Origin of the sequence: Belnapia rosea, assembly GCF_900101615.1 — a bacterium.
In the GTDB taxonomy this organism is placed as follows: domain Bacteria; phylum Pseudomonadota; class Alphaproteobacteria; order Acetobacterales; family Acetobacteraceae; genus Belnapia; species Belnapia rosea.
In genome coordinates this window covers 360,367-376,902 of record NZ_FMZX01000002.1, presented here as the reverse complement: position 1 = coordinate 376,902, position 16,536 = coordinate 360,367, and the positions used below count along the sequence as shown (strand labels likewise).

16 protein-coding genes and 2 pseudogenes are annotated in these 16,536 nt (G+C 70.3%); 4 read left to right on the top strand and 14 right to left on the bottom strand.

Annotated features, from left to right (window positions below; genetic code table 11):
* Window positions 1-32: 32 nt before the first annotated feature.
* A pseudogene (locus BLR02_RS30355) lies at window positions 33-293 on the bottom strand (IS701 family transposase); the annotation flags it as partial.
* 550 nt (window positions 294-843) lie between these two features.
* On the opposite strand from BLR02_RS30355, the gene BLR02_RS30835 reads away from it, so the two are divergent.
* Window positions 844-1,374 (top strand): M10 family metallopeptidase C-terminal domain-containing protein, encoded by a 531-nt coding sequence (locus tag BLR02_RS30835; protein ID WP_090662212.1) that lies wholly within the window; start codon window positions 844-846, stop codon window positions 1,372-1,374.
* A gap of 62 nt (window positions 1,375-1,436) precedes the next feature.
* Here the strand turns inward: BLR02_RS30835 and BLR02_RS31230 are convergent.
* The 13 genes and pseudogenes from BLR02_RS31230 to BLR02_RS29355 all read right to left on the bottom strand — a co-directional run.
* Window positions 1,437-1,651 (bottom strand): annotated as a pseudogene (locus BLR02_RS31230) (IS701 family transposase); the annotation flags it as partial.
* Between the two features lie 116 nt (window positions 1,652-1,767).
* On the bottom strand, window positions 1,768-2,679 hold the full coding sequence (era, locus tag BLR02_RS07935) for a GTPase Era (protein ID WP_090662206.1): 912 nt from the start codon (window positions 2,677-2,679) through the stop codon (window positions 1,768-1,770).
* Window positions 2,676-3,365: a ribonuclease III gene (gene rnc / locus BLR02_RS07930; protein ID WP_090563274.1), complete on the bottom strand. Its 690-nt coding sequence runs from the start codon at window positions 3,363-3,365 to the stop codon at window positions 2,676-2,678. The genes era and rnc overlap by 4 nt, the downstream gene beginning before the upstream one ends.
* A gap of 4 nt (window positions 3,366-3,369) precedes the next feature.
* Complete coding sequence (gene lepB, locus BLR02_RS07925; protein WP_245704679.1) at window positions 3,370-4,146, bottom strand: signal peptidase I; 777 nt, start codon at window positions 4,144-4,146, stop codon at window positions 3,370-3,372.
* 132 nt (window positions 4,147-4,278) lie between these two features.
* Window positions 4,279-5,040, bottom strand: a complete 762-nt coding sequence (locus BLR02_RS07920; RefSeq protein ID WP_090662203.1) for an SDR family oxidoreductase — start codon at window positions 5,038-5,040, stop codon at window positions 4,279-4,281.
* Window positions 5,037-6,068 carry a zinc-dependent alcohol dehydrogenase gene (locus BLR02_RS07915; protein ID WP_090662200.1) on the bottom strand — a complete coding sequence of 344 codons (1,032 nt, stop codon included), beginning with the start codon at window positions 6,066-6,068 and terminating at the stop codon, window positions 5,037-5,039. The genes BLR02_RS07920 and BLR02_RS07915 overlap by 4 nt, the downstream gene beginning before the upstream one ends.
* Window positions 6,068-7,810 carry an acetolactate synthase catalytic subunit gene (locus BLR02_RS07910; RefSeq protein WP_090662198.1) on the bottom strand — a complete coding sequence of 581 codons (1,743 nt, stop codon included), beginning with the start codon at window positions 7,808-7,810 and terminating at the stop codon, window positions 6,068-6,070. Before BLR02_RS07910 ends, BLR02_RS07915 begins: the two co-directional genes overlap by 1 nt.
* 259 nt (window positions 7,811-8,069) lie before the next feature.
* Entirely contained in the window at window positions 8,070-8,825 is a 756-nt protein-coding gene (locus BLR02_RS07905) for a DUF3750 domain-containing protein (RefSeq protein WP_090563262.1), read from the bottom strand.
* Window positions 8,826-8,913: 88 nt separating this feature from the next.
* Window positions 8,914-9,324 carry a CsbD family protein gene (locus BLR02_RS07900; RefSeq protein ID WP_090662195.1) on the bottom strand — a complete coding sequence of 137 codons (411 nt, stop codon included), beginning with the start codon at window positions 9,322-9,324 and terminating at the stop codon, window positions 8,914-8,916.
* Between the two features lie 124 nt (window positions 9,325-9,448).
* Window positions 9,449-10,096 carry an NrsF family protein gene (locus BLR02_RS07895; RefSeq protein ID WP_090563259.1) on the bottom strand — a complete coding sequence of 216 codons (648 nt, stop codon included), beginning with the start codon at window positions 10,094-10,096 and terminating at the stop codon, window positions 9,449-9,451.
* Window positions 10,097-10,648 (bottom strand): sigma-70 family RNA polymerase sigma factor, encoded by a 552-nt coding sequence (locus BLR02_RS07890; protein ID WP_245704678.1) that lies wholly within the window; start codon window positions 10,646-10,648, stop codon window positions 10,097-10,099.
* A 6-nt stretch (window positions 10,649-10,654) separates the two neighbouring features.
* The gene (locus BLR02_RS07885) at window positions 10,655-12,040 is read right to left on the bottom strand and encodes an amidase (protein WP_176849437.1); all 1,386 of its coding nucleotides are present in this window, start codon (window positions 12,038-12,040) and stop codon (window positions 10,655-10,657) included.
* Complete coding sequence (locus tag BLR02_RS29355; RefSeq protein WP_176849436.1) at window positions 12,037-12,243, bottom strand: hypothetical protein; 207 nt, start codon at window positions 12,241-12,243, stop codon at window positions 12,037-12,039. Before BLR02_RS29355 ends, BLR02_RS07885 begins: the two co-directional genes overlap by 4 nt.
* A 95-nt stretch (window positions 12,244-12,338) precedes the next feature.
* Here BLR02_RS29355 and BLR02_RS07880 point away from each other — a divergent pair, with 95 nt between their 5' ends.
* Genes BLR02_RS07880 through BLR02_RS07870 form a run of 3 tightly spaced genes read left to right on the top strand, consistent with a single transcriptional unit; the run spans window position 12,339 to window position 16,515 of the window.
* Window positions 12,339-14,072 carry a thiamine pyrophosphate-requiring protein gene (locus BLR02_RS07880; protein WP_090662192.1) on the top strand — a complete coding sequence of 578 codons (1,734 nt, stop codon included), beginning with the start codon at window positions 12,339-12,341 and terminating at the stop codon, window positions 14,070-14,072.
* A gap of 33 nt (window positions 14,073-14,105) precedes the next feature.
* Window positions 14,106-15,155, top strand: coding sequence for an ABC transporter ATP-binding protein (locus tag BLR02_RS07875; protein ID WP_090662189.1), 1,050 nt, complete (start codon window positions 14,106-14,108; stop codon window positions 15,153-15,155).
* A 31-nt stretch (window positions 15,156-15,186) separates the two neighbouring features.
* The gene (locus tag BLR02_RS07870) at window positions 15,187-16,515 is read left to right on the top strand and encodes an ABC transporter substrate-binding protein (RefSeq protein WP_090563255.1); all 1,329 of its coding nucleotides are present in this window, start codon (window positions 15,187-15,189) and stop codon (window positions 16,513-16,515) included.
* Window positions 16,516-16,536: the final 21 nt, after the last annotated feature.

Below are 16,536 nucleotides of genomic sequence, written 5' to 3'. Positions count from 1 at the left end.
GCGCCTGCAGGCGGATATCGGATCGGCGTGACCTAGTCGGTGAGCAGCCGCGCCATGATGGCGCGGCGCAGAGCTGGCAGGCTCGGCGATGGCGGCGGTCCCGGAACCGGACCTGGCATTTTCCCCGACCTCGCCGAGCGCTGCCCGGCGAGGCGGAACTGCTGTAGAAAGGCAAAGGCGATGCAGGTCATCGGCGCGTGCCGGTGCAAGCCCGTCCAGGATCGCCCTTCGCGGTGCCCTAAGCCCAACTCTTGTTTCAGCTGCTGGTGTGCCTGCTCGTAGACTCCGCGGGCGAGATCACGGCTGCAGCGACGGGCGGCGCTGGCCAGCACGCCGCTGCCGGGGCTGGAACACGGCTGCCTTGACCGCGGCGAGCTGGAGCCATGGTGGCAGGCTTTCTCCGGGCCATTTTCCTCCCATCCCGGGCAGCGGCTGATGCCCGCGCCGCTTCGGGTCCTCATCGACTTCGTTCGGCGATCTGCAAGCTGATCATCGCCGGAAGGGGCAGACGGCCTGTGAGACGTATCGTGCACACCTATGCTCGCGTCACACCCTTGCAGTAGTAGAGGCGAAAGCGGCCAGAGCCTTCCCACACCGACGGCTCCTCCTGCCTCATCCCCTGGTATTGGCCGCCAGTTCGTCAGGCCGCCTCGGGAAGGCGCCTTCACTGCGACCGGTAGAACGTCCACAGGGCAATACCAGGGCGTCTGCCCTGCAAGTCAGGATTGGCGGTATCGCAAGCGAGCTCCCTGTCGAACTGCACCTGGACTTACTCTTTTAAGCGGAATGTTCCGGAAAACTCCCCGTCCTCTCAACTGAAGGTGAATATAAGGCCACACATTCATGACGTATCATGAAGCAGTATTTGTTGCTTCCTCGGGGGAAGACATGACCGCATACCATGGTACCAACGCATCTGAGACGTTTGCCGGTTCGGCCTCTGCCGACATGATCTTCGGCGAAGGCGGCAACGACAGCCTGTTCGGCAATGACGGCAATGACAGCCTCTACGGTGGTACAGGCGCTGATATGCTGAATGGCGGCGCCGGCGACGACATCATCTGCGGCGGCATCGGCAACGACGTCCTCACCGGTGGCGCGGGCGCGGACATCTTCCGCTTCACGGGGGTCACCAGCACATCCCCGGGCGATAGTGAGGGCATCGGCGATGTCATCAACGACTTCCAGCAAGGCGAGGACCACATCAAGTTCACCGGGGTGTCGCAGCGAACGGTAACCATGAACCTCGAAGCAGACGGCGATCTGGTGATCCACTACGGCACCCTCGGCGGCGCGCCGGGTCCGAACCAGGGCACCATCACCCTCAAGGGTCTCGGCCAATACCTCAGTGGCAGTGACTTCATTTTCACCTGACACCTGAGCCTCCGCAGCGGGCTGATCTCGCGCTGTTGCGGTGGCGCGAGCACGGCCTGAAATCAGCCCGGCAACGTGTTGGCGGGCTGGCTTCCAGGCACAAGGCGCATACAGGCCCGAGGTTGTCCTGCCTCGCGGGCATGGCGAGCAGGCTCGGCTCTGGCGCCGGGCCGGCGCACCTTCATCGCCGCCATGCTGAAGCGCCGGTGCTGCAGGAACGCATAGGCGAACATCGTCACCAGCGCGTGTCGGTGCAGGCTATCCAGGAGCGACCTCGAAGTGACCGAGACAGGCATCGTGGCTTGGCAGCCCCAGCCACTCCGCATCTCGGCCAACACGCCGGGCAGAGCCATTCGCCGCCTGACTTGGGCGCCTCAGCTTGCCAAAGCAGGGCTAGCCCTCGTCCTCCAGGCCAAGCGCCCGGATGCGTCCACGCTCCTCGTCCCAGCCCGGCCGGTCCTTCACGTTGAGGAAGAGGTGGACGCGCCGCTCCAGCAGCCCCTCCAGCTCGCGCCGGGCACTCTGGCCGATCGCCTTGATGCGTGCCCCGCCATCGCCGATCAGGATGGCCTTCTGTGTCGGCCGGCCGACATAGACGGTGCAGTCCACCCGGACGCTGCCATCCTTCCGCTCCTGCCAGCTCTCGGTCTCGACCGTCGCGTGGTGCGGGACCTCCTCATGCGTCTGGCGGAGGATCTGCTCGCGCACGATCTCCGCCACCAGCATGCGGTTCGGCAGGTCGGACAGCTCGTCCTCCGGAAACAGGTAGGGGCCCGGCGGCATGGCCCCGGCCAGCCGCTCGAGCAGCCGGTCCAGTCCGCGCGCCTTCTCGGCGGAGATCATGAACGTCTCCTCGATCGGCAGCAGCGCGTTCAGCTCGGCCGAGAGAGGCAGCAGCCGCGGCGGCTCGATCAGGTCCACCTTGTTGAGCGCCAGCCAGATCGGCCGCCCGGCCCGGGCCAGCCGGTCGACGATGGCGCGCACCGCATCGGTCAGCCCGGCCCGGGCATCGACGATCAGCAGGGTACGGTCGGCATCCTGCGCTCCGCCCCAGGCCGCGGCCACCATGGCGCGGTCGAGCCGCCGGCGCGGGGCGAAGATGCCCGGCGTATCCACCAGGATGATCTGCGCCCCCTGATGCATCACCACCGCGCGGATGCGGAACCGCGTGGTCTGCGGTTTCGGCGAGACGATCGTCACCTTGGCGCCCGCCAGCGCGTTCACCAGGGTCGACTTGCCGGCATTCGGCGCACCGACCACCGCCACCAGCCCGCAGCGCGGGCCTGCTTCCATATTCTCGCTCATGACCGTCCCAACCCGGCCAGCCAGGCTTCGGCGGCCACTTGTTCCGCCGCACGCTTCGACTCGCCCACCCCTTCCGCCTCCCGCCCCGCGGCGCTGACCGAGACGACGAAGATCGGCTGATGCGAGGGGCCGGTGGAGGAGACCAGCCGGTATTCCGGCAGTCCGAGGCCGCGCCCAAGCGTGTATTCCTGCAATCGGCTCTTGGCCGACATCGGCGGGCGCGGGTCGGCGCCCATCTGCACCTCCCATTCCCGCCGCACCAGGGCGCGCGCCGCCGGCAGCCCACCATCGAGGTAGAGCGCGCCGAGCAGCGCCTCCAGCGCATCGGCCAGTACATTGGCCCGCTCGCGCAGCCCCGCCCTGCCCTCGGACTGCGGCACGCGCAGCATGGTGGCGAGGCCGAGATTCTCGGCGATGCGGGTCAGCGTGTCGCGCGCCACCAGCACGCCCAGGCGCTTGCCGAGATCGCCCTCCCGCTCCTCCGGAAAGCGCTCCGAGAGCCATTCGGCGATCAGCAAGGCCAGCACGCGGTCACCGAGGAATTCCAGCCGCTCGTTGCTGTCGAGCTGCGAACGCTTCGGGTCGGCGGCCGAGCGGTGGGTCAACGCCTGTGTCAGCAGCGCCGGCTGAGCAAAGGCATGCCCAAGCCTGGCGGCGAAGGCGGCGAGGTCGCCCCCCGTTGTCATGGCGTCAACGGACCGCCGAGATGAGCCTGGACCAGCGGATAGCGAAGGGCCATGCCCAAACCTCCCACCAGGCGGCGGAGCCATCGACCGAGAAGAAGATGAATTCCGCCCGCCCGACCAGATTGTCCACCGGGATGAAGCCCACCGCATTCTGCACGCGGCTGTCCAGGCTGTTGTCGCGGTTGTCACCCATGGCGAAGACATGGCCCTCGGGCACACGGTACTCGCTGGTGTTGTCGAGCGGCCCGTCATCCGTCTGCTCGACGATCGGATGGGTGCGCTCCGGCCCGGCGGCCGTGGCCGGCAACGTCTCGCGGTAGAGGCGCACCGTCATGCGCGGGCCATCGCCCTCGACCACATAGGGGCCAGCCGCCTCGCGCCGCACCGCCGCGCCATTGATATAGAGCACGCCGGCCCGGACCTGGATGCGGTCGCCCGGCAGGCCGATGATCCGCTTGATGTAGTCCTGGCTGGTGTCGCGCGGCAGCTTGAACACCGCCACATCGCCCCGGGCGGGCAGCGAGCCGAAGATGCGGCCCTGGAACAGGTTGGGCCCGAAGGGCATCGAGTAGCGCGAATACCCATAGGAATACTTCGATACGAAGAGATAGTCCCCCACGAGCAGCGTCGGGATCATCGAGCCGGAGGGGATGTTGAAGGGCTCGAAGGCGATGGTGCGGATGCCGATCGCGATCAGGCCGGCATAGACGACGGTCTTGATGCTCTCGAGCCAGCCGCCGCTCTTCTTCTTCGCCATGGAGGTGCTCAAGGTCTGACCCATCGGTGCGGGGGGGAGTATGCCCGGGGGTCGGGTCCCCTGTGTTGTTGGGGATACGGCATCAGGCAGGGGGGATGAAGCCCGCCGGGGGGTGGGGTGTCAAGGAAGCCCGATATCCCGCCCTGTCCCCAAGGGTTACGGCATGTAGCTGCCGCCGCCGACATCGATGGTGGCGCCCGTCAGGTAGCCGGCCGCCTCCGATGCCAGGAAAGCCGCCACCTCCGCCACATCCCCCGGGGTGCCGAGCCGGCCGAGCGGGATATTGGCGGCGAAGGCGTCATTCGCCCCGGCCGCCGCGCCACGGGCCATCGGCGTGTCGATCCGGCCGGGGGCGATGCTGTTCACGGTGATTCCATCCGGCCCCAGCTCGGTCGCGAGGCTGCGCGCGAAGCCCATCAGCCCGGATTTGGCCGCCGTGTAATGGGCGCCCGCGATCTGGCTCTTCGCCCGCGCCGCCTGGCTGGTCAGCATGATGATGCGGCCCCAGCCCCGCGCCCGGAGCGGCGGGATGCAGGCCTGGGAGACGAGGAAGGCCCCGGTGAGGTTGACCGCCAGCACCCGGCGCCACTCCTCGGCCGGCATCTCGCGGATCGGGCGGCGCCGGCCATCCGGCCCCTTGGGCGAGATGCCGGCATTGTTCACCAGCACGCCGAGCTGTCCCCACCAGTCGCCGAGCGCGGCCGGCAGGGCCGCCACCGCCGCGTCGTCCGCGACGTCGAGGGCGATGGCGCGGGCCTTGCCGCCAGCCGCGCGGATGGCCTCCGCGGTCGCCTCCCGCTCCTCCAGCACATCCGCGACGACGACGGGGTGGCCGAGCGCCGCCAGCTTCGCCGCGATGGCGGCGCCGATGCCGCGTGCCCCGCCCGTGACCAGGGCGACCTTCCCTTCGTTGCTCATGGCGCGAGGATCACCTTGCTGGCGGCCCGCTGCCGGGCGAGCTCGAACCCGTCGATCCCCTGCTCGAGCGGCAGGCGATGGGTGATCATCGGGCGGAAGCCCTCCGGATCCTCGGCCAGGTGCGCCATCACCCGGTCCCAGGTGCGGCGGGCGGCGCCATGGGTGGCGCGGAGCTGGTGGCGCATGCGGACGAACTCCGTCAGCGGCAGGGTGAGCGCGCCGGCATGGATGCCGGCGGCGACGATCACCCCGCCCTTCTTCAGCACCGAGAGGCCTTCGTTCAGGCTGGCCGGCACGCCTGTCGCCTCCAGCACCACATCCACCGGGCGGCCGCCGGTCAGCGCCATCACCTGGTCGCGCAGCGGCCCCTCCGCCACATCGACCAGATCATGGAAGCCGAGCGCGCGCAGCACCTCGAAGCGCGGCGCGTCGGCCCGGCCGGCGACGATCACCCGGGCGGCGCCGGCGCGGCGCGCCATGAGCGCGATCGCCTGGCCGATCGTCCCGGGGCCCAGCACCAGCACCGTCTCGCCGAGCCCCACCTCGCCGGTCAGCACCGCCTCCGCCCCGACGCCGAGCGGCTCGGCCAGCGCCGCCAGCTCGGCATCCACCGCATCGGGCACGGCGACGCAGCACCGCGCCGGGATGCGGACCATGCGGGCGAAGCCGCCATCCCGCGTCAGCCCGATGCCCTGGCGCTGGGTGCAGTTGCGCGCGTCATCCGCCCGGCAGGCGGCGCAATGGCCGCAGGCGACGAAGGGGATGACGGCCACCCGCGTCCCATGCGCCCAGCCGGAACCGGTGCCGGTGCGCCAGATCCGGCCGCTGAACTCATGGCCGAGGGTCAGCGGCATGTGCGGGGTCATGAATTCGTAGCCGCCGGTCCATTCATAGGCATGGACGTCGGAGCCGCAGATGCCGGCGGCCTCCACCTCCACCACCACATCGCCGGGGCCGGGCGGCGGCGCCTCCGGCACCTCCTGGAATTCGAGGCCGAAGCCGGCCCCCGCCTTGCGCAGCGCGAGCATCAGAAAGGCTCCGGATAGTGGCCGGCATAGAAGGAGATGGGCGGCTTGGCGTCCGGGTCGGTCAGCACGTCGAGCAGCACCGGGTGCCGGGCATCGAGCGCGGCGCCGAGCGCCGGGCCGATCTCCCGGCTATGGGCGACGCGGATGCCCTCGACGCCGCAGGCGCGGGCGATGGCGGCATGGTCGACGGTGGCGAAGAACACCGCCTTGGTGTGCTCGCCGAATTTCACCTCCTCGGCATGCTTCTGGTAGCCGAGGATGCCGTTGTTCAGCACCAGGGTGACGACCGGCAACTCCATCCGCCGCAACGTCTCGAGCTCCGCCCAGCTATGGGCGAAGCCGCCATCGCCGCAGAGGCAGATGACCCGCGCGCCCGGCGCGCTCTCCTCCAGTGCGATCCGGGCGCCGATCGCCATGGGCAGGCCCCAGCCGAGGCCGGCGATGCCGCGCGGCGTCAGGAAGCGCTGGCCGGGCCGGCGTGCCGTCAGGTAGTTGGCGATCCAGATGGAGGAGTAGGAGGCATCGGCCACCACGATGTCCTCGGGCCCGATCAGCCGGTCCAGCTCCGCCATCAGCCGCTCCGGCCGGCAGAGCGGGGCATCGCGGGTGGTAACGTCGGCGATGGTCCGGCGCCAATCCGCGATGGCCTCGGCCATCTCCGCCTCGATCGCCGGCCGGGCGGCGGCGCGGGCCGAGAGGTCGCGCCGCGTCAGTTCCGCCGTCAGGGCGGCCAGCGTCAGCTTGGCATCGCCGACCAGCCGCATCGCCTCGTAGTTTCGCCCCACCTCCATCGGGTCCATGTCGAGATGGATGAACCGGGTGCCGGGAGCGAAGAGCTTCCAGCTATCCGTGCCGTTCTGGTTGGTGCGGTTGCCGATGAGCAGGACGAGGTCGGCCCGCTCCACCATCGGCCGCAGCGCCGTGGTCCGCGCCCCCTGCCCCATGACATAGCCGATGATGCCGAGGGTCAGCGGATGGGTCTCGTCCACCGCGCCCTTGCCCATGACCGTGGTGGCGACCGGCAGGTGCGCCGCCTCCTGCAGGGCCGCGAGCTCGGCCGAGGCGTCGGAAAGGTGGATGCCGCCGCCGGCGACGACCAGCGGGTGCCGCGCCGCGGCCAGCGCCTCGGCCGCCGCGGCGATGGCCGATGGGTCGGCGAGGCACCGGTCGAGCGGCACGCGGCCCAGCGAGAGATGGCGCGGCCGGAGCGCGCCGGTGGCCGCCGCCGCCTCGGTCAGCAGGTCGGCCGGCACGAGCAGCACGGCCGGGCCCGGCCGCCCCGAGGCGGCGGCGGTGAAGGCCATGTCCACGTAATCCTCGAGCCGATCGGCCCGGTCGATCCGCCGCACCCATTTGGCCACGGGCGCGAAGAGGTTGAGGTGGTCGAGCTCCTGGAAGGCGTTGCGGTCGGTCGCGTCCCGCGTCACCTCCTGCACCAGCGCGAGGACGGGGATGCTGGCCTTCAGCGCCTCGGCCAGCGGCGCCACCAGCAGCGTCGCCGCCGGGCCGTTCTGGGCGGTGACGACGCCCACCTTGCGCGAGATGCGCGCATAGCCATCCGCCATGGCGCCCCCGGCATTCTCCTGCCGGTAGACCTTCTGGTCGATGCCGGCATGCGGGGCGGCAAGGTGGAAGGCCGAGGGCAGGCTCTGGCCGAAGGTGAGCGTCACCCCGTGCCGCGCGAAGGCCTCCGCGAGGCGCAAGGCGACGGTGGCATTGGCGGCGCTGGCATGGTCCGGCATTGGCGTTCCCCCTCGGCCCGGCGTTGGGCTCTATTCGGGGCGATTGGACGGGGAGCGATGGATCGGCGTCAAGCCGTGCCGGCATCCCTGGGGGACGCGAGGTGGCTTGCATCGCAATTCGCGACTCGAGGCATCGCCAATCGCCCTGGTCAACGAACCGACCGGCATCGCGCAGGCGAACCGGCTGATCGGCCAGGAAGGCAACCATCTGTCCGAGGCCGGCGGCAGCCCAGGCGTCCCGGATCCTATCCGGGACGTCTCAGGCCGGATCCATGATCGGCATGCCGAGGCGGCCAAGGCCGGGCAGCTTCAGCGCGGGACGCCGGAAATCGATGCCGGCGACGCCACCGAGAAGGTTGACCTCGATCCCCTCGACCCATCCGATGGTCAGGCCGGCATAGCCACCGAGCGTCAGGCGCAGGCCGGTACCCGAGGCCGTGCGCCGGATCCAGCGCCCATCATAGGGGAAGTCCTTGCCGATCGCGGTGGGCGGCAGGGCCACCCGGGCCTCCGGCACGGCATCGAGCAGCGCGGCGACGAAGGTGTTGGAATTCGGGCCAGGCCAGGCGCGGTAGTCGCCGCGGTTTCGCCAGGCATAGGCCTCGATGGCGTCCTGCATGCGGGGGATCAGGGCCTCCGCAGCCTCGCCATCCGCCGCGAAGATCAGCTCCGGGTTGCGGCCGAACCAGCGCCCATCGGCCTCGAAGCCGTTGACGCGGATCGGGTCGCCCCAGGCGGTGTAGTCGTAGCGCGTATAGGCGCCGGCCCCCTCGGGCTTCAGGACCACCCAGCAGTGGACGGCGAAGATGCCCCGCCAGCGGACGGTCGGCGCGGCGAAGACCCGGACCACGGCCGCCTGGTGGCGCGCCGCCGGCGGCAGATTGCCGATACTGGACCGGTCGGCACTCCACCAGTCCGCGCCGATGCCGGCACGTTGGTGGAGCAGGGCGGCAATGCCGAGGGGGGCGAGATAGAGCAGCGCGAAAAGCAGCGGCAGGAGCTTCAGGACAGTCATGATCGTCGCGGATATTTGCGCTCGGCCACACCGTTGCAACCGCCCCCAGCGCCTCGTTGCCGTTGCCGGCCGCGGGTGGTTCCGATCGTCAGAACCGGTTCACATACCTGTCGCCGCTCAACAACCGCCCGATCAGGAAGCCGGCACCCGCTGCCACGCCGACCGAGATGAGCGGACGTTGCCGAATGACGTCCAGATACCGGTCCAGCTCCGCGCCGTAATGGTCCGCCGCCCTCGCCGCGGCGTCCAGCCTGGGGGTGGCAGGCTCCCGCGAAAGCTGCTCCACCTTCGCGCGAAGCTGCTCGACCTCGGACTGGGGGTCCTCCGTGGCCTGCCGGGCCGCGTCCTTGGCCTCGCCGGCGGTGCTGCGGAGGGCTCCGGCAGCCTCGTCGGCCCGGCCTTCGAAGCGAAGTTTGGCATCCCCGGCCAGTTGTCCCGTCGCCGCCTCGGCCCTGCCCTTCGCCTGCTGGGCAGCCCCTGTCATGCGATCCGGATCCATGATGACCTCCCTCGATATCCGTCAGGTGTCCGGCCGACGAAGCCGCACAGTTCGGCAGGCCAACGTCGGGACATGGTCGTGGTTTTCCCCCCTCCGTCACGCGAGACGACGCATCCAGCCCAGGCTAGCGCGGCCGACGCGCCAGCAGCGGGCGCCCGAGCAGGGCGCCCACCAGCACCAGCAGCACCATGGCGCCGCCGTGCCAGAGCAGGATCATCACCGCCGCATCCAGGTGGTGAAACAGGCTCAGCCCGGCCGAGCAGAGCGCGGCCGAGGCCAGCCCGCCCAGCAGCAGCACCGGCCAGGGCCGCACCGGCCCGGCATGGCGCAGAAGCCAGAACTGCCCGGCCGCCAGCGGCAGGCCCATCGCCAGGATGAAGCGCAGGCACCCCCAACTCGTCCCGAGCTGCCCCTCCATGGGTCCGAGCCGGCCCAGATCGGCCATGCACCCCCAGCCGAGGCTGGCGAACCAGGCGGCCAGCGGCAGCAGCGGCAGCAGCGCCCAGCGCGACGAGCGGTCCGGCCGCGCCAGCATCGCCGCGGACAGGGCGGCGGTGCCCCCGGCGAGGATGGAGGCGAGCCACTGCCCCACCTCCTGCGGCATCAGCATCCGCTCCTGCAGGTCGTGCCGCAGCCCGTTCGCCAGCACCGCAAGACCCACGGCCAGGGTGGCGAAGCCGAGCCACAACGCCGCCTGCCGCCGTGGCGAGGCCATGCGCCGCACCGGCCTGAGGCCACCCGCCAGCTCACCGATCAGCTCCTCGGTCCGCACCTACTCCTCCACGCCCAGGCGTCGCCGCAGCACCTTCATCGCCCGATGGGTCGCCACCTTCAGCGCGCCCACGGACATGCCGGACCGGGCACTGGCCTCCGCCAGCGGCAGGTCCTCCAATTTGGCGAGGCCGAGCGCGGTGCGCTGGGCCGGCGTCAGCTCGGCGACGGCAGCCCGCAGCTCAGCGGAGGCCACCCGCGCCTCCCCCTGATTCGCCCCGGGTGACGCCAAGGTTTCATGGAAATCCTCGATCGGCGTCTCCCGCCCGCCGCGCCTGCCATGGCGGCGCAGCCGGTCGATCGCCCGGCGCTCGCAGATGGCGACGAGCCAGGGGCGGATCGGCCGCCCCGGCTCATAGCTGTGGCGCAGGGTGTGAATGGTCAGCAGGGCATCCTGCACGGCATCCTCCGCCTCGGCGGCATGGGCGATCCGGCGCCGGGCCACGGCCCGCAGCAGGGGCAGGGCGGCGCGGAGCAGGCGGTCATAGGCGGCGGCATCGCCGGCCTGCGCCGCCGCCATCCAGGCTTCCCATTCCCCATCGCTGCGGGTCACGCCCGCTCAGGCAGCCATGGCCGGGCGCCTGGCACGCCAGCCATGCGCCCGCTCATAGGCATCCGCCGCCTGGAACAGCAGCGGCTCGGCGAAGGGCTTGCCGACCAGCTGCATCGCCACCGGCAGCCCGCCCTCGCCGAAGCCGGTCGGCACGGTGATGCCGGGCCAGCCGGTGACGTTGAAGGGGATGGTGAAATTGGGCCGCTCGAGGAAGCCCCATTTCGGCACGGCCTCGATCCGCGGCGCCTCGGCGGGCTGCGCCGCGGTGAGCAGCAGGTCGCATTCCGCCGCCGCCGCCTCGGTCGCGGCGATCAGGGCGCGGCGCTGCTTCTGCGCCTGCAGCACATCGGCGGCCGAGAGCAGCCCGCCCAGCACCAGCCGGTCCCGCATCAGCTCGCCATAGAGGTTGGGGTCGCGCCGCATCCAGCCCTCATGCACGGCGAAGGCCTCCGCCAGCAGGATGATCCAGCCGCAGGCATTGAAGGCGGCGAGCGAGGGCAGCGTTACCTCCCGCACCTCCGCCCCCTCGGCGCGGAAGAATTCGGCCGCACCGTCGATGCCGGCGAGCGTCGCCGGGCTCACCGGATAATCCGTCTCGTGGAAATGCCGGACCACCCCGATGCGCAGCCCGCGCACCCCTTGGCCGAGCCCGGCGCGGAAATCGGGCACGGGCCGGTCAGCGCTGGCGGGATCGGCCGCGTCATGACCCGCCATGGCCTGGAGCAGGATGGCGCAATCCTCCACCGTCCAGGCCATCGGCCCGGCATGGTCGAGGCTCTGCGCCAGCGGCAGGATGCCGGCGCGGGAGCAGAGCCCATAAGTCGGCTTGATGCCGGTGATGCCGCAGAGCGCCGCCGGCCCGCGGATGGAGCCGCCGGTGTCGGACCCCGTCCCGCCCAGCACCATCCCGGCCGCGACCGCCGCCCCGGTGCCGGAGGAGGAGCCGGCAGTGAAGTGGTCCGGATTCCATGGATTGCGCGCCGGCGGCCAGGGCAGGTCGAAGCTCGGCCCGCCGAAGGCGAATTCATGCGTCGCCAGCTTGCCGAACATCACGATGCCGGCCTCGGCCAGCTTCGCCACCGTGGTGGCATCCGCCGCCGGCACGTGGTCCTGCAGCACCCGGGAGTGGCCCGTCGTCGGGATGCCCGCGGTGCCGTAGATGTCCTTATGCGCGAAAGGGATGCCATCCAGCGGTCCGCGCGGCCCGTCCGTCATGATCCGCGCCTCGGCCGCCCGCGCCGCCGCCCGTGCCTCCTCCGGCATCAGCCGGATGAAGGCATGCAGGGTGCCGTCCAGCCGCTCAGCCCGGGCCAGGCAGTCTTCCGTGAGCTCGACCGGCGAGAGCTTGCGCGCGGCGATGAGCGCGGCAGCCTCGGCAATGCTCGGGATCATCGGCCGGCCTCCCCGAGGACCGCGCAGGCGAAGATGGTGGCAGGCTCCGCCTCGGCCGCCGGCGGCGGGGTGCGGATCAGCGCCTGCATCGCCGCGAGCCCGCCCAGCGCGGGAAGGATGCCCGCCCGCTGCGCCGGGGTAAGCGGGATTCCGGCGCGGGCGAGCAGCGCCTCGAATTCGGCCTCGGTGATGGTCGGCGGCATGCACTCTCCCCCTGGACGGAATGTGACCGGGCCTGAGTATGGCGTGATTCCAGGATGCGGGAACCTCCCCGGAAAAGCCGGGCGGCCCGGTTGCGCTGCTTGGGCGGCGGGGGCTAGGCTGCCCTTGGAAACGAAAGCGCTGCCGGGCTCCGGCCGCGCAACCAGGGTCGAATGGCCCGGCTCGGGGGAGGACGGCCATGAAACTCGGCGACGCCATCGCTGACATCATGCGGCGCGAGGGGATCGAGATCCTCACCGGCTATCCGGTGAACCATCTCATCGAGCACGCCGCCGCGCGCGACATCCGCCCGGTCATGGTCCGGCAGGAGCGGATCGGCCTGCACATGGCCGATGCCATCTCCCGCGTCACCTCGGGGCGCAAGATCGGCGCCTTCTGCATGCAGCACGGGCCGGGCAGCGAGAATGCCTATGGCGGCGTCGCCCAGGCCTATGGCGAGAGCGTGCCCATCCTCGTCCTGCCGATGGGCTATCCGCGCCGCCTCGCGCATGTCGACCCGAATTTCAACTCGACCATCGCCATGCGCGGCATCACCAAGAGCGCGGAGCCGATCACCCTCGCCGCCGAGGTGCCGAACATCCTGCGCCGCGCCTTCACCCAGCTGCGCAACGGCCGCGGCGGCCCCGTGCTGGTCGAGATCCCGACCGATATGTGGAACGAGGAGGTGCCGGAGCCGCTCGACTACCAGCCGGTGATGGCGACGCGCTACGGGCCGGACCCGGCCGATGTGAAACGCGCCGCCGCCCTGCTGGCCAATGCGAAGCGCCCGGTGATCTATGCCGGCACCGGCGTCCACTGGGCCCGCGCCTGGCCGCAGCTCAAGGCGCTCGCCGAGCTGCTGGCCGCGCCGGTGACGTCGAGCCTCGGCGGCAAGTCCTCCTTCAACGAGGACCATCCGCTGAGCCTCGGCTCGGGCGGCCTCGCCATGCCGAAGCCGGTGCGCCACTTCCTCGACCAGGCGGATGTCATCCTCGGCATCGGCTGCTCCTTCACCGAGACCAATTTCGGCGTCCGCATGCCGAAGGGCCCCCGCATCATCCATGCGACGCTCGACCCGGCACATCTCAACAAGGATGTCCGGGCCGAGATCGGCCTCATCGGCGACGCCGCGCTGACGCTCGATGCCCTGCTCGGCGAGCTTGCCGGCCTCGTCTCCTCGGCGCGCGACCCGGCGCCGGTCGCGGCCGAGATCCAGTCCATCCGCGAGCCCTGGCTTGCCGAATGGATGCCGAAGCTGACGCACAAGGACGCGCCGCTGAACCCCTATCGCGTGCTGTGGGACCTGCAGCACACGGTGGACCGCGACAACACCATCATCACCCATGATGCGGGCAGCCCGCGCGACCAGCTCTCGCCCTTCTGGAAGTCCACCACGCCCCTCTCCTATCTCGGCTGGGGCAAGACGACGCAGCTCGGCTACGGGCTCGGCCTCGCCATGGGGGCCAAGCTCGCCGCGCCCGAGAAGCTCTGCATCAATGTCTGGGGTGATGCCGCCATCGGCTTCACCGGCATGGATTTCGAGACCTGCGTGCGCGAGCGCATTCCCATCATGTCCGTCCTGCTCAACAATTTCTCCATGGCGATCGAGCTGAAGGTCATGCCGGTCAGCACGGAGAAGTACCGCAGCACCGACATCTCCGGCGACTACGCCGCCATGGCCCGCGCCTTCGGCGGCTATGGCGAGCGGGTGACCGACCCGACCGAGATCATCCCCGCCATCCGGCGCGGCATCGAGAAGACGCAGCAGGGCGTGCCCGTGCTGCTCGAGTTCATCACCTCCAAGGAGACGCAGGTCTCCCGTTTCGCCTGAACGACAACAAGCCGCGCCCACCAGGGAGGACCAATGGCCAGCGTCGAGATCCGCAACGTCCGGAAAGCCTTCGGCCCCGTGCAGGTGCTGCACGGCGTCAATGTCGATATCGCGGATGGGGAATTCGTGGTGCTGGTCGGGCCATCCGGCTGCGGCAAGTCCACCCTGCTGCGCATGCTGGCGGGCCTCGAGAACATCACCAGCGGGGAGATCGCCATCGGCCCCCGCGTGGTGAACAACGTGCCGCCGAAGGACCGGGACATCGCCATGGTGTTCCAGAACTACGCGCTCTACCCGCACATGACCGTCTTCGACAACATGGCCTTCTCGATGAAGCTGGCCAAGGCGCCGCGGGAGGTGATGGAGCAGGAGGTCGGCCGGGCGGCGAAGATCCTCGGCCTCGAGGCGTTGCTGCAACGCTACCCGCGCCAGCTCTCCGGCGGCCAGCGGCAGCGCGTGGCCATGGGCCGCGCCATCGTCCGCAACCCGCAGGTCTTCCTCTTCGACGAGCCGCTCTCCAACCTCGACGCCAAGCTGCGCGTGCAGATGCGGGCCGAGATCAAGGAGCTGCACCAGCGGCTGCGCGTCACCACCGTCTATGTCACGCATGACCAGATCGAGGCCATGACCATGGCCGACAAGATCGTCGTGATGAATGGCGGCCATGTGGAGCAGGCCGGCCCGCCGCTCGAGCTTTATGACCGGCCCGCCAACCTCTTCGTCGCCGGCTTCATCGGCTCGCCGGCGATGAACCTGGTCAAGGGCGGCATGGGCGAAGGCGGCTTCCAGGCCGAGGGCGGCGCGGTTTTCCCCCTGCCGCAGAGTGCCCGCGGCGAGGCCGGGATCTACGGCATCCGCCCGGAGCATATCCAGCTGCGTGAGGACGGCATGCCCGCCACCGTCGTGCTGGTGGAGCCGACCGGCTCCGAGACCCAGGTGATCGCCCGCATCGGCGACACCCCCCTCACCTGCGCCTTCCGCGAGCGGGTGACCGCGCGCCCGGGCGAGACCATCCGCATCATGCCGGAGATGGACCTCGTCCACCTCTTCGAATCCGGCTCCGGGCGGCGCCTCGCCGCCTGAAACAAGAACAGCAGAACGGGGAGACACAAGAATGAACATCATCCAACGGCGCACGGCGCTGAAGCTCGGCCTCTCGGCCGCGGCCCTCGCCGCCACCCGCGCCTCCGCCCAGTCGCAGATCCAGGCCGCCGACACGCCGGAGCCCCGGCTGCAGATCGAAAGCGGCGCCACGCTCCGCATGCTGCGCCCCGTCCGCTTCGTCCAGCCGGATGAGGAGGTGTTCCGCGCCAATGCTGCGAAGTTCACCCAGAAGACCGGCGTGCAGGTCCGCGTCGACTTCGTCGGCTGGGAGGACATTACCCAGCAGACGGCGGTGACGGCCAATACCGGCGCCGGGCCGGACATGATCATCGGCTTCGGCGATGCGCCGCATATCTACCAGGACAAGCTGGTCGAGCTGACCGATGTCGCCGACTATCTCGGCAAGCGCTATGGCGGCTGGCTGGCGCTGGCGCAGCGCTACGGCAAGAAGCATGGCGGCAACAACTGGATCGGCCTGCCCTTCGGCGCGACCGCAGGCCCGACCATCTACCGGAAGTCGGCGGTCACGGCCGCGGGCTTCGACCGCGTGCCGGACGACCATGCCGGCTATCTCGACCTCTGCAAGAAGCTGAAGGCGGCGAACAAGCCGGCCGGCTTCGCCCTCGGCAACGCGGTCGGCGACGGCAACGGCTTCGCCAACTGGCTCGTCTGGTCGCATGGCGGCTACCTCGTCGATGAGGAAGGCAAGGTCGCGATCAACAGCAAGGAGACCGTCAACGCGCTGAACTACCTGAAGGAGCTCTACCCAACCTTCCTGCCGGGCACGCTCTCCTGGGGCGACATCAGCAACAACCGCGCCTATGCGGCGAGCGAGTGCTGGATGACCGCGAACGGCGTCTCGCTCTACTTCAGCGTCAAGAACGACCCGGCGACCGCCGCCATCGCCGAGGACAGCGAGCACCAGGTGCTGCCGAAGGGCGTCCTGAGCGAGTCGCCGATGGCCGGGCTCACGCTCAACGCCATGCTGTTCAAGCACAGCCGCTATCCGAACGCGTCCAAGGCCTTCCTCCAGTTCATGCTGGAGCGTGAGCAGTACGACCCCTGGCTGAACGCCAATCTCGGCTACTGGGCGCATCCGCTGGCGAATTACGGCGCGAGCGCGGTCTGGACCAGCGACCCGAAGGTGGCGATCTTCAAGGACACGATGCGCACCAATTTCTATAACGGCTACAAGGGCCCGCTCTCGGAAGCGACCGGCGCCGCCACCGCCGACTACGTCATGGTGCAGATGTGCGCCGCCGTCGCCTCGGGCCAATCGACGCCCGAGGCCGCCGCGCGCGAGGCCGAGCGCCGCGCCCGCCGCTACTTCCGCCGCTGAGCCGCGCGGGCGGCGCCAGCC